Source organism: Mycoplasmoides pneumoniae FH (assembly GCF_001272835.1).
GTDB lineage: Bacteria > Bacillota_I > Bacilli_A > Mycoplasmatales > Mycoplasmoidaceae > Mycoplasmoides > Mycoplasmoides pneumoniae.
The window spans coordinates 342662-357497 of sequence record NZ_CP010546.1 but is presented as its reverse complement, the minus strand read 5'-3'; the positions used below and the strand labels follow the sequence as shown (position 1 = coordinate 357497).

Sequence of the window (14836 nt, the reverse complement as noted above, 5' to 3'; positions counted from 1 at the left end):
GCCCAAGAAAAAAAGGCAAAGTGAACTTGATTGCAAAAAGAATTGGGCAACTAATTTACAGCTGTTGTACTGCCTTAAATAAAGGTGGTAAGCAATAAAAAACCTTACCCTTAGTTTTAAAGGTAAGGTAAGAAAGTTTTATGGTGGTCTCGGGCAGAATCGAACTGCCGACACACGGTTCTTCAGACCGTTGCTCTACCGACTGAGCTACAAGACCGTGGCGGTTCCAACGGGAATCAAACCCGCAACCCCTCCGTGACAGGGAGATATGTTATCACTACACCATGGAACCGTGGTTGCGGGAGAGGGATTCGAACCCCCGACCTTCAGATTATGAGCCTGACGAGCTAACCGACTGCTCTATCCCGCGATCAATGTGGTTTGGCGGAGACTGAGGGATTCGAACCCTCGCGTGCTTTTCAGCACCTCTCGGTTTTCAAGACCGAACCCTTCAGCCGCTTGGGTAAGTCTCCAGGTGAATGCGGCAAGTACTATTCTAACACAGCAACCAGATGGTGGATCTAACAGGACTCGAACCTGTAACAGACCGATTATGAGTCGGGGGCTCTAACCATTGAGCTATAGATCCTTAATGATTTTGGTGGCTGGAGTGAGATTCGAACTCACGACAACCCGGGTATGAACCGGGTCCTCTAACCAACTGAGGTATCCAGCCATTATGGTCGGGAAGACAGGATTTGAACCTGCGACCCCTTGGTCCCAAACCAAGTGCTCTACCAAACTAAGCTACTTCCCGTTTGCACATGCAAGGGTTCTCACCTTGTAGTGGATTTATTGTTCATGTGCATGGAGGTGCCTGTCAGATTCGAACTGACGATATGGAGGTTGCAGCTCCAGGCCTTGAATCCACTTGGCTAAGGCACCGTGTAGAATATTTTACAAACTCTAATTAATTTTTAGCGCTTATAAGCTAATGATCTTATTGTGAAATACTCCCAAACACTGCTTTAATTGACTAATTTCCCCATGCTGCTGGTAGTGTTTAATGGCAACATTAGCTAAGCTCTTAAACTCAGCTTTACTTAAGCTTTGCGGCTTTTGGTCAATTAAGTAAGGGAAGATGCCATAATCAACGCCGTGCCCGGTGTATACTTGGGGGTCATTGGTCAAGATAATTACCGCAGCCGCTAAGCGAGCGTTGGACAAGGCATAGATTTCATTAAGGTTGTTGGTGGCGTGCACCACAAAGTCGTATTTAAAGTCACTGTTAATCAGTTTGCGTTTTGGTGCTGTTTTTTGTGCTAACGGTAACACCACCTGCTTTCAAAACTCACTGTGACGGGCCTTGGAGTTGGCCATGTAATAGTTCAAGTTGTACTGGTAATCAAAGAACGTTTCGGACTGTTTATCAATCATCTTCATTACATACACAGCATTAAGGGGAAACGCCCCATTTGCGGTTTCTCCACTTAACATGGTGGCATCATTGCCGCGGTCCACGGCAAAGTACACATCAGTAACTTCAGCGCGAGTTGGTTGGATGTTTTTTTCCAAAGAGTCCAACATTTGAGTTGCGGTAATAACACGCTTGTTAAAGAAACGACACGCTTTTATCATGTACCGTTGTCAGTAAGGCACCTTGTAATATGGGATCTCCAAGCCCAAATCACCCCGTGCTACCATAATGCCATCACTCGCTTTAATAATCCCATCAATGTTGTTTAAAGCGTGGTTGGACTCAATTTTGGCAATAAGCTTGACATGCTTGGCATTCTTAGAAGCGAGGTAGTCACGCAGTTGCTTGATGTTTTCCGTTGTATTGACAAAGGAAGCGGCAATGTAGTCAATTTGGTGGGTTAAACCAAAGTCAATGTCGCGTAGGTCTTTAGCACTTAAAAAGGGAATTGAGTAGTCGGCATTGGGGAGGTTTAAGCGCTTTTTGGTAAAGATAGTGTGGTCATTTTGGGCAACACAAATAACCTGGTTGTTCTTCGTATCAATCCGCTTTACGACTAAGCTTAACTTACCATCATCAACGAGGATTTTTTGTCCCACCTTAACATCGTTGACCATGTTGTAAGTGCCACTAGCATCACTCACACTAAACTGGTTATTTTTAGCCACTTCCTTAGTGGTGGTGTTAATAACCACCTCACTGTCCTTGAGGATCTTTAACCCTTCAGGGGCCGTTTCAAAGACGCGGATTTCCGGACCGTTGGTGTCTAACATAATTGACACCGGGAGGTTGAGCTTTTTAGCCACATCACGAACAATCTTAATCCTTACAGCCTGCTCTTCATGGTTACCATGGGAGAAGTTTAAGCGGATTACCGTTACGCCGTTTTTAATAATATTTTCAATGTTGGCGTAAGCTTCTGCTTTCATCGCAGCGTAAGCTGGGTCATCTAACATTGCTAGCGTTCATAGCTTTTTAGTTAAAGCCGGACCACAGGTGGCAATAATCTTAGTGCGTTTTAGGTGGTGAATCATATCAGTTAAATAATATTTTTATTAATGACTGCAATTAAAGCGCTGCGATCAACCGGTGGCATGTTAAAGGCTTGATCAAAGTCATAGTTAACGGGCACATTGGCCTTATTACCAATGACCTGGTTAACCTTGTTTTGTCCAATTAAGTTAATCGTGTGTTGCGCCATTAAACTAATTTGGACTAACTCGAGGCTGGTAGGGGCAAATCCGCGTTGCGTGTGACCCAAGGACACCAGGTTACACTTCATGTTGTTAGCATCAAAGTGCTGTTTGATCGCTGTAAGTGAGGGATAACCATCAAAGCCATAGATGTTTTCACTAACAATCACCACACAGTGGTTTTGGTGTTGCAAGATCTTTTTGACAGCACTTTCTAGCTGCTTTAAATCCATTTTATTGCTAGGAGTCACCACAAAGTCAGCATTGGTGGCTAAGGCACCAAAAATGGCTAAATCACCACAATGGCGACCCATCACCTCCACAATGGCGACCCGTTCATGTGATTTCGTAGTGTGGTACACGGCCTGGACATTGACCTTAATCGACTCCAAAGCCGTGAGAAAACCAATTGTAAACTCACTCGAATTTATGTCGTTGTCAATCGTACCCGGCAAACAGTAACAGTTAACGCCCAACTCGCTTAGCAATTTAGCGCCCATGTAACTACCATCACCACCAATAACCACTAGGTAATCGATTTGGCGCTTTTTAAGATTCTGTGCTGCTTGCTCGCGGACCTTTAACTCCTTAAATTCGACAAAGCGCTTACTACCAATCACGGTGCCAGCACTAAACAAGCTGTTTGACAAATCTAATTGATGAGCGGGTACTAACTCATCATGGTACAGCCCATAATAACCGTTTTTCACAAAGAAAACTTCAATTTCAGAACTAGTGGCATAACGCGTTAGGTAAACTAGTGTGGCATTCATCCCTGGAGCATCACCACCAGAGGTTAAAATGGCAATTTTTTTGGTTGTTTTTGGACTCATTTGCGCTAATTATATAACCTTAATCATCCCCGTAACGGTTAGAGTCAAAAAAGCTACCTTGGCGGAATTTGTCGAGATCAAAATTCTCGACTTTAGGCAGTTCATCCAAGCTGTTAATCCCAAACAGATCATAGAACTTAGGCGACACTTCATAAATAAAGGGACGACCAGGTGTGTCTTTGCGGCCCAATTCAACAATTAACTCCTTTTCTAGTAAGTCATCGACAATCTGAAAGGAATCTGCACCCCTAATTTCATTAATGCGCGGACGGGTGCAGGGTTGGTTGTAAGCAATAATTGCTAACACTTCCATTGTTTTGGAATTGAGCGGATTTTTAATCTTGTTGGGTAGGTAACGGTGGATAAAGTCCTTGATCTCCATTTTGGTGACCAAGCGAAAGCTGTGACCAAACTTTTTAATTTCAATCCCGCTTTCATCATCTAAACTTAACTTGCGCTCTAACTGCACTAAAGCGGCCTTAATCTTTTCCAAACCCACCTTGCGCAATACGCGGTTTAATTCCGCTAACGTTAAGCCCTTTTCGCCACTTACAAACAACAACCCATAAATGGCAGCAACTAAATTAGCAGCGCTGCTATCCTTTTGTTTTAAAACGGGTTTAGTTACCTTAATTGTCGCGTCCATTGTCGTTCTTTACTAGTTTTAATTGTTTCATTTTAGCCACATGGGCAGCACGTTCTTCGGGAGACAGTTTTAAAAACTGTTCACGTGTTAAGTAATCCTTGCCATATTTTGCCTTTAGGTAAGCTTCGCGTTTCTGCGCGTTGGCAATTGCTTTTTCTCTAGCTACTTGACGGGCTAATTCCTGTGCTTCCTGGCGTTGTTTCACAGCACGTTCCACCATGGCTTCTGGCGTTTCTTGGAGCTGTTTAATCCGCGAACTGTCTAACAAGCAGATGTAAAGCTCATCATCAAAGCTAGTCTGCTCAATGTCGATAATCTGGTTGTTAATTAACACCAATAAAGCGACAAAAGCGGTAATGAAATACATTAAGGAAATGTGGTGGTTGACCTTTAACAGTACCCGTTTTAACGAAACACTATGATAGCCAAATTGCTTAATTGTAGCCAAAATTTCCGCTTGGACTTGTTCAATTGAAAGCTCCTGAATTGAAATGTTTTTGTTCGCTAAAAACTGGGCTCTTCAGCGCTGCATTAGCTTATTCATGGCGTGATGCAACTTTAAGACACTTACATAATTGGGTAGCTCGTCCTCAATTTTCACGGGTTCTGTGTTACTCTTGTCAACTGTTTGGATAAAGCGGTTAAAGTCATTATCTTTGGAAAAGTAAGCTAAGCGATTGATCCTTAGCTTCTCAAAGTCATCGAGTGATTCACGGTAACGTTTGTACTCCACTAACTGTGCTACTAGTTTATCACGCAGCTTGTTGTCTAAAAAGTCAGAGTCTAGGGCAATATCATTAATTTGCAGTAAGTTATTGGCCTTCTGCTCCACAATTCGACTAGTAATGACAAGGTAGTCGGTAATTGGTTCAATTGCTTGTTTATTTAAGTTAGTGTTAATTAAGTGGAGGTATTGTGTCGTAATTTTGGCAATATCGACCTGGTGCAAGTTGAACTTCTTATCAATTAAAAGTTCCAGCAAGTTTGGTAAAGTCCCATTGTAATCTTCCAAAAAAACATTAAACGATAAACGTTCGGGGTGCTTTTTGTGTCAGTACTGCACCTTAAATTGGCTGTGTTGTTGTTCTTGCATTAATTCAAAGCTGTCCAAGCCCAACTTTAAGCGAAGGTTACACTTAAAGTCCACTGGTAAAACCGAAATAATTAAACGATCAGCCAGTTCAATAAAGTGGTGGAAGATTTGCTTGCCCCCAATCACATACAAATCACGGTTAAAGTGGTGTTGCAAGAGCTTTTCAATTGAATTGAACACCTTAATGTTGGTGTTGTTTTGCAATTCTTCAAAGTGTTTTTTACTCAACACCACCACGTTGTGATCAGTTAGCTTGTCACCTAACTCCTGAAAGGTGCTGTAACCCATTACAACCGTTTGGTTCTTAGTAGTGTTATAGAAGTGTTGGTTGGCTTCCGTTAACTTTCAGGGAATGGTGTTGTCTCTCCCAATCCCGAAGTGTTTATCTTGGCACCAGATTAACGTGATCATCTAGTCTTGGCAATATTGCGCATAAGTTTGACTAATTTCACGCCAGACATTATTAGCCACATTTTGCGAATCAATCTGGTTAAAGTTAATTGGGTTAATAGGTGTGTTAAAGATGACCTGGATTTTATAACCACGATCGCGCTCTACCTGGGCTTTTTGTAAACGCTTTTTGGACTCCATGTGTCCCATGCTACCCACAATCGTTAGTGGCACAATCGGCACAAAGGCGTTGTAAGCGACCTTTAAAGCGCCCGATTTAAACTCACCAATTTGCCTAGAGAGTACCCGTGTACCCTCAGGAAAAACACACAGAGCAGTGCCCTGGCGGATAATTTGCTGCTGTTGTTCCAAGGATGCTGCCATTTGACGCAGGTTTTTTCGATCAATAAAGACACAGTCAATCAGCTTCATAATCTTGAACAGTCAGGTATCTTGCAGTTCAATCTTGGCAATAAAGGTTAACGGTGGTACCCCTTCAGTTTTACCAAAGGCCTTAATGAGGATGAGGGGATCTAAATTGGACTTATGATTAGCTACCACTAAAACAGCCTTTTTAGGCACATTTTCAGGGTTAACAATAACCACTTTAACTCCTTTAATGTAGAGGAAAAGTGATACCAAGCGGTACACCTTCTTAAAGCGGATTTCTGGGGGATAGTTTTCCGGGATGCTTTCATAATTTTTAGCACTAATTAGGCTAGAGATGAGCATTAACACAAAAACGGGTAAAACCAAAACTAAACTGAGCAGTTGTAAGAATCTCAGACAAAAACGCAAAAAAGCTTGTGTTAATTTTTTCATGGTGTTTGTTGTGCCAAACAGATGGCAGTAATGTTATTACTGCTGTAACTAACCGAGAGCAAAAGTTCAATCTTAGGGTCAATCTGGCAGTTATAACGTTGGTTTTTCTTTGTAATTTCCAGTTGGCTAAACAATGGCTTGATGTGGTTAACAGCCTTATAAATCGCTTCTTTTAATGACCAGTGGACTGCTAAAAAACTCGACTTTTCACTATCTTTACGCAGCTTCGCATAGTGCGCGTACTCCGTTGAAGTCAACAAGCGTTTCGCAAAACAGTTATCAGTTTGTCTAGCTAATTGTTCAAAGCGTTTGATTTCGACTAAATCAATCCCTATGCCTAGAATCATTTTTAAAAGAAATCATCATCGAAGTCACCATAGGATAAATCCTCCCCGTCAGTCCAGTGCTTAATCACCCTTTTTAGCAACTTTTCGATGCGCTCTAGACGGTCATTTTGACCACTAGGGAGGCTTTCGATCTTGTTTTCCAAGGCTTGAACCCGACTAATTAACACACGGTTGGAATAACCGTTTTCATAAAAGTTATTGAGCTCTGCTTCTAGTTTGGAGCAACGCTTTAAAATTTCGTCGCGGTCTTGAAAGAGCTTTTCGTAAGCCGTTTTCATCTCCTCCTCACGGTTACGCTGCGCTTCGTAATGGGTTAAAGTGTGAACTAGCTGATCTAGAAAACGGTCTACTTCATAAGCACTATAGCCGTTTTCCCCATCCTTGGTAAAATTAAAGCGATGGTTAGTTAACTCACCACTCAAAATAATCTTATCCTTTTTATCGTTAGCCATATAAAACTGGTAAGGTGCTAGTAACTAGACCATATTACGAAACTTACGGCGTTTCTTCTGCGCAATCTTTCGCTTTTCACGCAAGCGCATTCCTTTTCGAAGGTGGTATTCGTGACGCTGTGCTAAACGGCGAATTTCTAGCGAAACCCGTTTAAACTTTTTTAAAGCTAACTCTAAATCATCGTTTTTAACTTCAATCTTTGGCATTATTCATCACCCCCTTCCCCGCTAAATTCAAACAGCTCTTTATCTAAATCATCACTTGGTAAGGTTACTGCATTGGTTACCTTAATACTCTTAGACTCACTTACCTTGGAAGAATCAGCAAACTCCAGTTTGTCATCCTTTTCTGGTCTGAGATACAGCTTTTTGACCGCTTCCACTAGATCCAAAATCTCTTGACGGGAATGCGCATACAGTTGCTTATGATATTCCCCTTTTTCAAACGGCAAACCGACTAAGGTCATTAGCCACTCTTGCTTTGTGTAACCCTGCTTTTTAGCATTCTTTCACGATTGCTTAAACAGCTTCTTTTGTGTTTTATTGGTGGAGTACAAAGCGCCAATGAGATAGTTAGTGCGCAGCGCATCGAGTTGGACTAATTTTTGCGCTAACACTTCGTTAACACTGCCAGCTTTAATTTGCTTAGTGAACACGCCATAAACATCGGCCTTAGTTTTACTTTGGAGTGATAAAAAGCTCTTTTCACACTCCGGACCGTATTTGCGAATGAACTTTAAAATGTCAAAGTCAGGATAGCTGTTGAGGCAGTGATTGAGGTAAGTAATTCAATCAAATTCCTTTTCGTGATAAAAACGGTAGTCCTCCAAAAAGAGCTGTCAATCTGACTTGTTTTTCGTGTTGTTCAAAGCGATTTTTTAAGCGCAAGCGCGTTAGGTAATTTTAAATTGTTGGTTTTATCCTTTGTAGATATGGTCAACAAGATTCGCCGTTTTGCGCGCTAGTTCTATTCCTGAAAGCTCTTCAATTACCTTAAAGGAGAATTTAGTCAAGCCACAAGAATTGGCACAACTAATAATGTTTTTGTCCACATGTACTGGTTGCTTGATGAAATTTTTTCCCAAAAGTTTAACCATTTCCTTTTCGTTTTGAACGGTGACTAATTGGTCAGGGGCAATCAAGTCAAACTCCTTCAAAACACAAGCACCATTACCACTGCTAAACAACCAGCGCATTGGTCCCTTGGGTTTATAGACAAACTTCTCCAAGTCCTTTCTTAGTTTGTCTATTTCCACCAACCTAGTAGTGTTGCCATGGGGAATAAAAGCAGCGGTATACTGGTTAAAGTTAGTTTTGGACAAAGTGTTGTCACAGCGCACATGAATCCCCATCTCTAACATAATGCTAGCTTTGGCTTCAGCGGAAATCAGGTCAACAGCATACCTTGCTTTGCGCCATAAAAAGCAGGGTACAGTAGCGTGCAGATCATTAGTCTTCTGCGTTATAATGATGGCAATTCGAACAGGACGTGATTTGGCGATTCGCGGCGTTTTGTTTGCGGTTGTAAGCAAATCCATGGCCGTTATTTTACATTTTTAAAATTAAGCTCATCAAGATGGCAAAAGCCCCAACTTTTTTTTCAAAATTGCTAAAGCAAATCCTTTTTGCTAACCGCAAACCCTTTTTGTACTATAAGCTTGCCTTAATCCTGTTTGTCGGTTTTGTCATTTTGTTTCAGGTATTTATGCTGCGTGCTGCCTTAAATGGTGAGAAGGGTATTAATGGTGCTAATGGTACAGATGTAGCTCGCAGTTCCTTTATTAGTATCTATGTTATCGGTAACAAGGGGGTTGGTTTTAGCTTATTGGCAGACCAACCAGGACTTGTTTACTTTCTCCAGGGTTTTCTATCTTTCATAGCACTGTTCTTTTTGGTTTTCTCTACTAGTTACAACTACATCTTTTGAATTACTACCTTAGCGTTTGGTTCACTTGGTAATTTCTTTGATCGGTTAACCTCGGGTAGTGGTGAAGTACTAGATTACTTTGTCTTTAGTGGAGGTAATTCCGTGTTTAACTTAGCGGACTGTTGCATTACCTTTAGTTTTATTGGTCTGTTCCTCTCCTTTTTAATTCAGTTCTTCAAAGAAATGAAGCAAACTAAATCTTAATGGAACAAACTTTTAGTGTTACTACAGCCCAACGCTTAGATACCTTTTTGGCCACACTACTCAACCTTTCCCGGGTTAAAGTAGCCAAGTTAATTGTCGATGGTTTGGTGAGTGTTAACGGTAAAAAAATTACTAAAAATGGTTGATTAGTGCAACCAGAAGACCGGGTACACGTTAATTGGAGTGAGGAACTGTTTGAAAAAGTGCCAGTTGAAGTCCAGCCCTATGACTTTCCCTTGGACATCTTATATGAAGATGAGCAAATTATGGTGGTCAATAAACCCAATGGTTTAATTAGCCACCCGACTAGTTTTAATGAAAGTGAAAGTTTACTGGGTGCCGCTTTGTTTCACTGCAACCACCAACCGGTGTTTTTAGTCCACCGCCTAGACCGTGATACGAGTGGTGTGATTATGCTAGCGAAAAACCAAAGTAGCTTGCTGCACTTGCAAAAACAGCTCCAGCAACGGGTTATGAAGCGTTATTACTTAGCTTTAGTCCATTTTCCCCTAGACAGTTTGTCTGGTACCATTAGCGCCCCGTTAGAACGAGTGGGTAACAATAAGGTCATGTGAAAGGTGGGGAACAGTTCTAACAAGGCCAAGAATGCTTTTACTAAGTTTACGGTGTTAAACCAAAACGAAAAGGCTGCTTTAATTAAGTGTGAACTGTTAACCGGACGAACTCACCAAATTAGGGTACACTTGCAGTTTATTAAACACCCCGTTTACAACGATCCCTTATACGGTTTGAAGGGTGAGCAAGCTACTGAATATGGCCAGTATTTACACGCGCAACAAATTAGTTTTATCCACCCCACTTTGAATAAGGAAATGGGTTTTGAAGCACAGTTAGATAAAACTTTTAGCGATAAGTTAGATAATTTAAACTTGAAAATTGCTAATTCCCTTTATGCGCTTTTTCAATAAGTACAAGCTCTTTTTGGACTGTGCTTACAAACACCTCAATATCGTACTGTTGGATTTTAAAACGAATACTGTGGTGGATCAACTAACAATACCAGTACAACAAAACCTCACGGAGTTGGCTGTGTATCACTTGGAAAAATTGTTAAAGAAAAACAAAGTACGCAATAACACTGTTAGACAGTTTTACGTAACCACTGGACCGGGTAGCTTTACTGGTCAACGCGTTGGTGCCATTATTGCTAAAACTTGGTGCACAGTAAACCCTAACTGTCAACTCTTTGCTTTAAACTCACTCCGCCTTCAAATTCCTTATGGCTGTGGCATTAGCAAAATTAGTGCTGGCAATGAAAAGAACTACTGTGGTTTGTTTACCGAAACTACGAGTGAAATAGCACTCTTAGCTAAACCAGATTTTGTCAAGCTGTGCAAAGCAAATACCGAGTTACCGTTATATGAAAACTTTGAAAACATCGACAGTATTGAGGAGTTATTCCTAAACAACATCGAACGGTTTGAACTAGTGGAAAATCCCCAAAATTTAGAACTACTCTACCTTAAAGATCCCGTTAATTAGTGGATGCTTGTTCAACTAGTTCTTTTTGTTTTTGAATTCAGTTAAATAAAAAGTTCTGATAGTAATCCAATTGCTTTTTACGCAATTCAATTTCAGCAGGAAGACCTTCGTTTAGATCAGTAAAAAAGCTGTAAAGTGGATCTAAGATAGCGGTGATTTCTTTCTGTTTTTTCAGCGAAGGTACATGAATACCATATTCCTTAAATTGTGCCACTGTTAACTGGCCTGTTGCAGAGCCTTGCTTTTTAAATTTAATGGCTCTTAATGCGTGGAATAAGAACCTTATATCAAATTCTTCTTTAGGGACAAAGCAAATTAAACTAACAGCAGGCAAATAAGCAAAATCACGATAGAAAACGACACCAATTGTGCCTCTAGCACTTACCGTAATGGATTTTTCTTCAACTCGAAAAGTTTTACTGTAACCCAAAAATTCCTCAGCTTTACTGCTGTTAGAAAGAATTGGATATTTATAAACTTCGTTCTTTTTCTTACTAAAATCAGCAGGTTTTTCACCACCTACTAAAACTTTTTGAGCTATTTCTCCCAGCTTGTAATATTTATTTTCCTATTTTCAATTTTTTGGGTTAAGTAAATAATCGCTATAGAAGACATACTGCTTCTTTCGCTCTCTTAGCTCGGCGCTTAGCTCGGCGCTTAGCTCGGTAAAAGTATCTAAGATAGTAGCAATTTTCTCTTGAATTTTCTTGCTTGGGAAATCTAGCTCAATTTCTGCTAAAGTTCCTTGCATTAATTTAGGAATAGGGCAAGCATAATTTACAAATTTAGGTGCTTTCAATCTAAGCGCATAGGCTAAAAATTTAGGGTAAATTTCATCATTATTTACCTTTAAAATTCCACAAACATTGGTTGCGTTAAATTGACCGTTACGATAAAAAACACTACCAGCTTGAGCGCCATCAGTTGTTCAAGTCACATACTCACCCTTAAGATCACAATCTTTTATTCTGCCAATTTCACCATTATTAACTGTAGCCGATGAATAAACAGGGAATTCGCCTGGATTGTTTTTGATATATAGTTTGCTGATAACTCTACCGCGTTTAATATCGCAAATATCTTTGATTTTGTAAGTTTTGATTTGCACAACAGTAACAATTTAATTTCTTTCATTAAACATTTTTAAGGTTTTGTTTTAACCTGAAATTATTGTGATTAGTTAGCTCACAAATTCGTTTAAATTTCACTACCCAAAGTGGCGATGAAGCCTTTAACAAACCTGTCAAAATCAGCTTTGGAACTTACTGCAGCGTTAAAATTAGAGCCAATCCCATCGCGGAATTTACCACTTCTAAAATCGCTAGGGTCGCTGTAACTAACTATATCACCTTTACTAATTTGTTGGAACAAATCTAACGCCTTTTCAGCATAGGTATTAGCTTGTTTTTTATTGCTAGTATTATTGTCCTTATTTTCAGTAGCTTTTTTGTTATCTTTGTCAAAGATTTCTTTTAAAGGCAAGATATAAGAAGCTGACTCAGCAAAGAATTCGGCAGCAGTTTGTTGTTTAGTGGAGGAATCTTTTCCATTTTTAACTTCTCAACTTTCTGTATTGTTTAAAAACCAGTTAACAAACTTTTGCGTTTCGGCGTTTTCCTTTTCGTTAGCGTGAATGCCAATGATATTAGGACCTTGGGTGATGGTTACTTTCTTAGCGTCACCACTTTGATACTTACCAGGAGCTGGTAACACAATTGCTTCATCACTTTGTAATGTGCTAGATTGCTCTAACACTTCTTCAGTGGCACCGACAATAATCTTACGATCATAGTCTTCAGTTTTGAGTTTGTTAATTTTGAAAATGTTTTTACCGTCTTCATGAACATTATCAGTTGTGGTGTAACCAATAATGGTTTTACTACTATCCTTTTTGGCATTAGCAGCTTTGGTTTCTAATGATGCAACTTTGTTTGTAACAGTCTCTCCTTTTTCATCTTTTTTAGCTGCTTGTTCTAGCTGATTAATAACGTTTTGTTCTTTGATTAAGATGGCATTTTCGCCTTCTGTTTTGTCTGATGGAATTTGACTTTTGTAAAGGTAAATGGTTTTCTTATCGCTTTCTTTTTTACCTTGATTTTGAGCACCATCTTCTTTCCTATTAGTTTTTTTTCACTTCCTTAGATTTACTGCTATCTTTAACTTCAAAGGTTCCTAAAAGATTGCTTTGGCCGCCATTTTCAGTAGAAGGTGCTTTAATTTCCTGAGTAAAACGAGGAAATTCAATAAAGTTATCACCAAACTTTAAGCGTTTAGCGCTGTTACCGGCAAACGAATAGAAAAAACCGGAAGTAGAGGAAATACTGTAAGCTAATTGATGGAACTTTTGAAAGTTTGATGAGTAAGATCCACCCTTATTCACAAAGATACCATTTTTGTCAATTAAGCCTTTGAAATCACCAAATACTTTTTGAAGATTTTGGTAGGAAGTGCCTTTATTCTTAAAGTTACTAAAGTCAGCACGGCCGTTTTCAATTTTGTAGAAGAAATTATTGTAATCACCGCCACCAGCTGCAAAAACAGAGGTGAATAATGAGTTGGGCGTACTGTCAACACCAAGTACACCTTGGATATCAGTTCCCTTTTTGATATCTTTTCCCTTTACATTTGTAAACGACTTAGCCACTCTAGTAGAAAAATCAAGTAAGTCATGTCAATTTTCGAAGATGCTCGCTTTAAATTCAAAATTTTTAAGACCACCATCTACTTCTTGGTATTCGCCTCAAGATTCTTTGATTTTGTTATCACTTTTTTGAGAACCGTCATCTGTCGTTGTTTGGTCCGTAGACTGCTTTAAATTAACTAACGAAGAAGATGAACTTTTTTCTACTTTCTTTTTACCCTTAGTTTGTCCATCCTTATTGCTTTTACCATTAGCTTTTGCAGAAGCTTCTATTTTTTCTCAAAGATCTTTTGTAGCAGGATCGTTTTGAGTATTAATTTTCAAAGGATTAGTTACTTTACTTTTTTGAGTAGTTTCTCCAGTCCTTTGACTTACTTTAACATTGTCACTATCACCTTTTGCACTTTTCAAAATATAGTGCAACACCGGTCCGTTGATCGATAAAACTTCGGTGGATAAAGAAACCGGAATACCGTAAATCCCTGGTTTAGAAATTGCACTAATTCGTTTATTGAAATCTAAGAAACGGTCGGATAATTTATCTGTATTAACTTTATCAAACAGTAGTTCCATCCCAACACGACCTAAAGTAGAAACTAAGTCAGGATAATTCAAGATAAGGTTGTAAAAGTTAGTGGTGTCCTTAACGTTGACTCGGGTTTGTAAATCGCTACGACCACCATCATAACCACCAGCGATTTGGGTAATTTCAATATGGTAATCACCAGGTTTTTTAACTTCGTTATATTTTTTAACAATTGCTTGTAAGGCGTTTGATGCACTTTTTGAAGTTAAAGAGAAAGCCAATTTAATCTTGCCATCATCAACTTGATCAAATTTGCCCCGCGCTCCACAAGCAGCTAAGATGGCAGAAAGACCTAGAAAGCCACTGAAAAAGATGGCACAATACTTAAATTTCATGCACTAAAACCCAAAATTTGGAGAAATCTTAATAAAGATTAAACAAGTTTAATTCCTAAAAATTCAGTGATTAAAGAAGACATAAAATCGAAACTATTAAAAACAAATTTTGATCCTTTTTAAATGAGAAAAAACTGGAGATTAAAATCAATGAGCTTGGTGTGTTATAGTTTTTGGTTTGAAATTTTGATTTTTTATTGAAATTTGACGTCACATTTAAAAAACTAAATCAATTTATTTATTGGGAGCAGGAAAACGAAAATTCTGTGTTGAAAGCCTGATTTTCTGTTCCCATCAATTTAGTTATTGCGTACATGGTTTTGTTCTTTACTCTTTTTACAAATCTATCTTACCGTTACGGTTTTCAGCACATCTTTCATTAAGCAACGAACATTTTTTTGAATTAATAAACATTCATATCTGTCTTACAACTCAAACTAACACTTT

13 protein-coding genes, 8 tRNA genes and 2 pseudogenes are annotated in these 14836 nt (G+C 39.3%); 3 read left to right on the top strand and 20 right to left on the bottom strand.

Features of this window, described 5'->3' with window-relative positions:
- Positions 1 to 141: 141 nt before the first annotated feature.
- The 18 genes from F539_RS01725 to F539_RS01640 all read right to left on the bottom strand — a co-directional run bounded on the left by F539_RS01725 (position 142) and on the right by F539_RS01640 (position 8731).
- Positions 142 to 217: transfer RNA gene (locus tag F539_RS01725), tRNA-Phe, on the bottom strand.
- A gap of 1 nt (position 218) precedes the next feature.
- A tRNA-Asp gene (locus tag F539_RS01720) sits at positions 219 to 292 on the bottom strand.
- Position 293: 1 nt separating this feature from the next.
- Positions 294 to 370 (bottom strand) — tRNA-Met (locus F539_RS01715).
- Positions 371 to 382: 12 nt separating this feature from the next.
- Positions 383 to 473, bottom strand: a tRNA-Ser gene (locus F539_RS01710).
- A gap of 40 nt (positions 474 to 513) precedes the next feature.
- Positions 514 to 589: transfer RNA gene (locus F539_RS01705), tRNA-Ile, on the bottom strand.
- A 10-nt stretch (positions 590 to 599) separates the two neighbouring features.
- Positions 600 to 676 (bottom strand) — tRNA-Met (locus F539_RS01700).
- A gap of 4 nt (positions 677 to 680) precedes the next feature.
- Positions 681 to 757: transfer RNA gene (locus F539_RS01695), tRNA-Pro, on the bottom strand.
- 51 nt (positions 758 to 808) lie between these two features.
- Positions 809 to 885 (bottom strand) — tRNA-Cys (locus F539_RS01690).
- Between the two features lie 39 nt (positions 886 to 924).
- Positions 925 to 2451 carry a pyruvate kinase gene (pyk, locus tag F539_RS01685; RefSeq protein WP_010874660.1) on the bottom strand — a complete coding sequence of 509 codons (1527 nt, stop codon included), beginning with the start codon at positions 2449 to 2451 and terminating at the stop codon, positions 925 to 927.
- A gap of 5 nt (positions 2452 to 2456) precedes the next feature.
- Positions 2457 to 3443 (bottom strand): ATP-dependent 6-phosphofructokinase, encoded by a 987-nt coding sequence (locus tag F539_RS01680; RefSeq protein ID WP_010874659.1) that lies wholly within the window; start codon positions 3441 to 3443, stop codon positions 2457 to 2459.
- A gap of 19 nt (positions 3444 to 3462) precedes the next feature.
- Positions 3463 to 4089 (bottom strand): SMC-Scp complex subunit ScpB, encoded by a 627-nt coding sequence (scpB, locus tag F539_RS01675; protein ID WP_010874658.1) that lies wholly within the window; start codon positions 4087 to 4089, stop codon positions 3463 to 3465.
- A complete protein-coding gene (gene scpA, locus F539_RS01670) occupies positions 4073 to 5593 on the bottom strand; it encodes a segregation/condensation protein A (RefSeq protein WP_014574941.1) in 1521 nt (506 codons plus the stop codon). Before scpA ends, scpB begins: the two co-directional genes overlap by 17 nt.
- Positions 5594 to 6394: a 1-acyl-sn-glycerol-3-phosphate acyltransferase gene (locus F539_RS01665; protein ID WP_010874656.1), complete on the bottom strand. Its 801-nt coding sequence runs from the start codon at positions 6392 to 6394 to the stop codon at positions 5594 to 5596.
- Positions 6382 to 6741, bottom strand: a complete 360-nt coding sequence (locus F539_RS01660) for a holo-ACP synthase (RefSeq protein ID WP_010874655.1) — start codon at positions 6739 to 6741, stop codon at positions 6382 to 6384. Before F539_RS01660 ends, F539_RS01665 begins: the two co-directional genes overlap by 13 nt.
- A 2-nt stretch (positions 6742 to 6743) precedes the next feature.
- Positions 6744 to 7193, bottom strand: a complete 450-nt coding sequence (locus F539_RS01655) for a DivIVA domain-containing protein (protein ID WP_014325447.1) — start codon at positions 7191 to 7193, stop codon at positions 6744 to 6746.
- A 24-nt stretch (positions 7194 to 7217) separates the two neighbouring features.
- The gene (gene rpsU / locus F539_RS01650) at positions 7218 to 7400 is read right to left on the bottom strand and encodes a 30S ribosomal protein S21 (RefSeq protein WP_010874653.1); all 183 of its coding nucleotides are present in this window, start codon (positions 7398 to 7400) and stop codon (positions 7218 to 7220) included.
- Entirely contained in the window at positions 7400 to 8062 is a 663-nt protein-coding gene (locus F539_RS01645; protein WP_010874652.1) for a DUF5454 family protein, read from the bottom strand. Before F539_RS01645 ends, rpsU begins: the two co-directional genes overlap by 1 nt.
- 48 nt (positions 8063 to 8110) lie before the next feature.
- Positions 8111 to 8731: a DJ-1/PfpI family protein gene (locus F539_RS01640; protein WP_010874651.1), complete on the bottom strand. Its 621-nt coding sequence runs from the start codon at positions 8729 to 8731 to the stop codon at positions 8111 to 8113.
- 38 nt (positions 8732 to 8769) lie between these two features.
- Here F539_RS01640 and lspA point away from each other — a divergent pair, with 38 nt between their 5' ends.
- The 3 genes from lspA to tsaB are packed head-to-tail and all read left to right on the top strand — an operon-like array spanning position 8770 to position 10827.
- Positions 8770 to 9324, top strand: coding sequence for a signal peptidase II (gene lspA / locus F539_RS01635; RefSeq protein WP_010874650.1), 555 nt, complete (start codon positions 8770 to 8772; stop codon positions 9322 to 9324).
- Entirely contained in the window at positions 9324 to 10253 is a 930-nt protein-coding gene (locus F539_RS01630) for an RluA family pseudouridine synthase (protein WP_014325446.1), read from the top strand. The genes lspA and F539_RS01630 overlap by 1 nt, the downstream gene beginning before the upstream one ends.
- The gene (tsaB, locus tag F539_RS01625; RefSeq protein WP_014325445.1) at positions 10237 to 10827 is read left to right on the top strand and encodes a tRNA (adenosine(37)-N6)-threonylcarbamoyltransferase complex dimerization subunit type 1 TsaB; all 591 of its coding nucleotides are present in this window, start codon (positions 10237 to 10239) and stop codon (positions 10825 to 10827) included. Before F539_RS01630 ends, tsaB begins: the two co-directional genes overlap by 17 nt.
- On the opposite strand, the pseudogene F539_RS04685 reads toward tsaB, so the two are convergent.
- Both F539_RS04685 and F539_RS04360 read right to left on the bottom strand, forming a co-directional pair.
- Positions 10820 to 11935: pseudogene (locus tag F539_RS04685) on the bottom strand (restriction endonuclease subunit S). The gene tsaB and the pseudogene F539_RS04685 overlap by 8 nt on opposite strands.
- Before the next feature lie 89 nt (positions 11936 to 12024).
- Positions 12025 to 14389: pseudogene (locus F539_RS04360) on the bottom strand (P68 family surface lipoprotein).
- Positions 14390 to 14836: the final 447 nt, after the last annotated feature.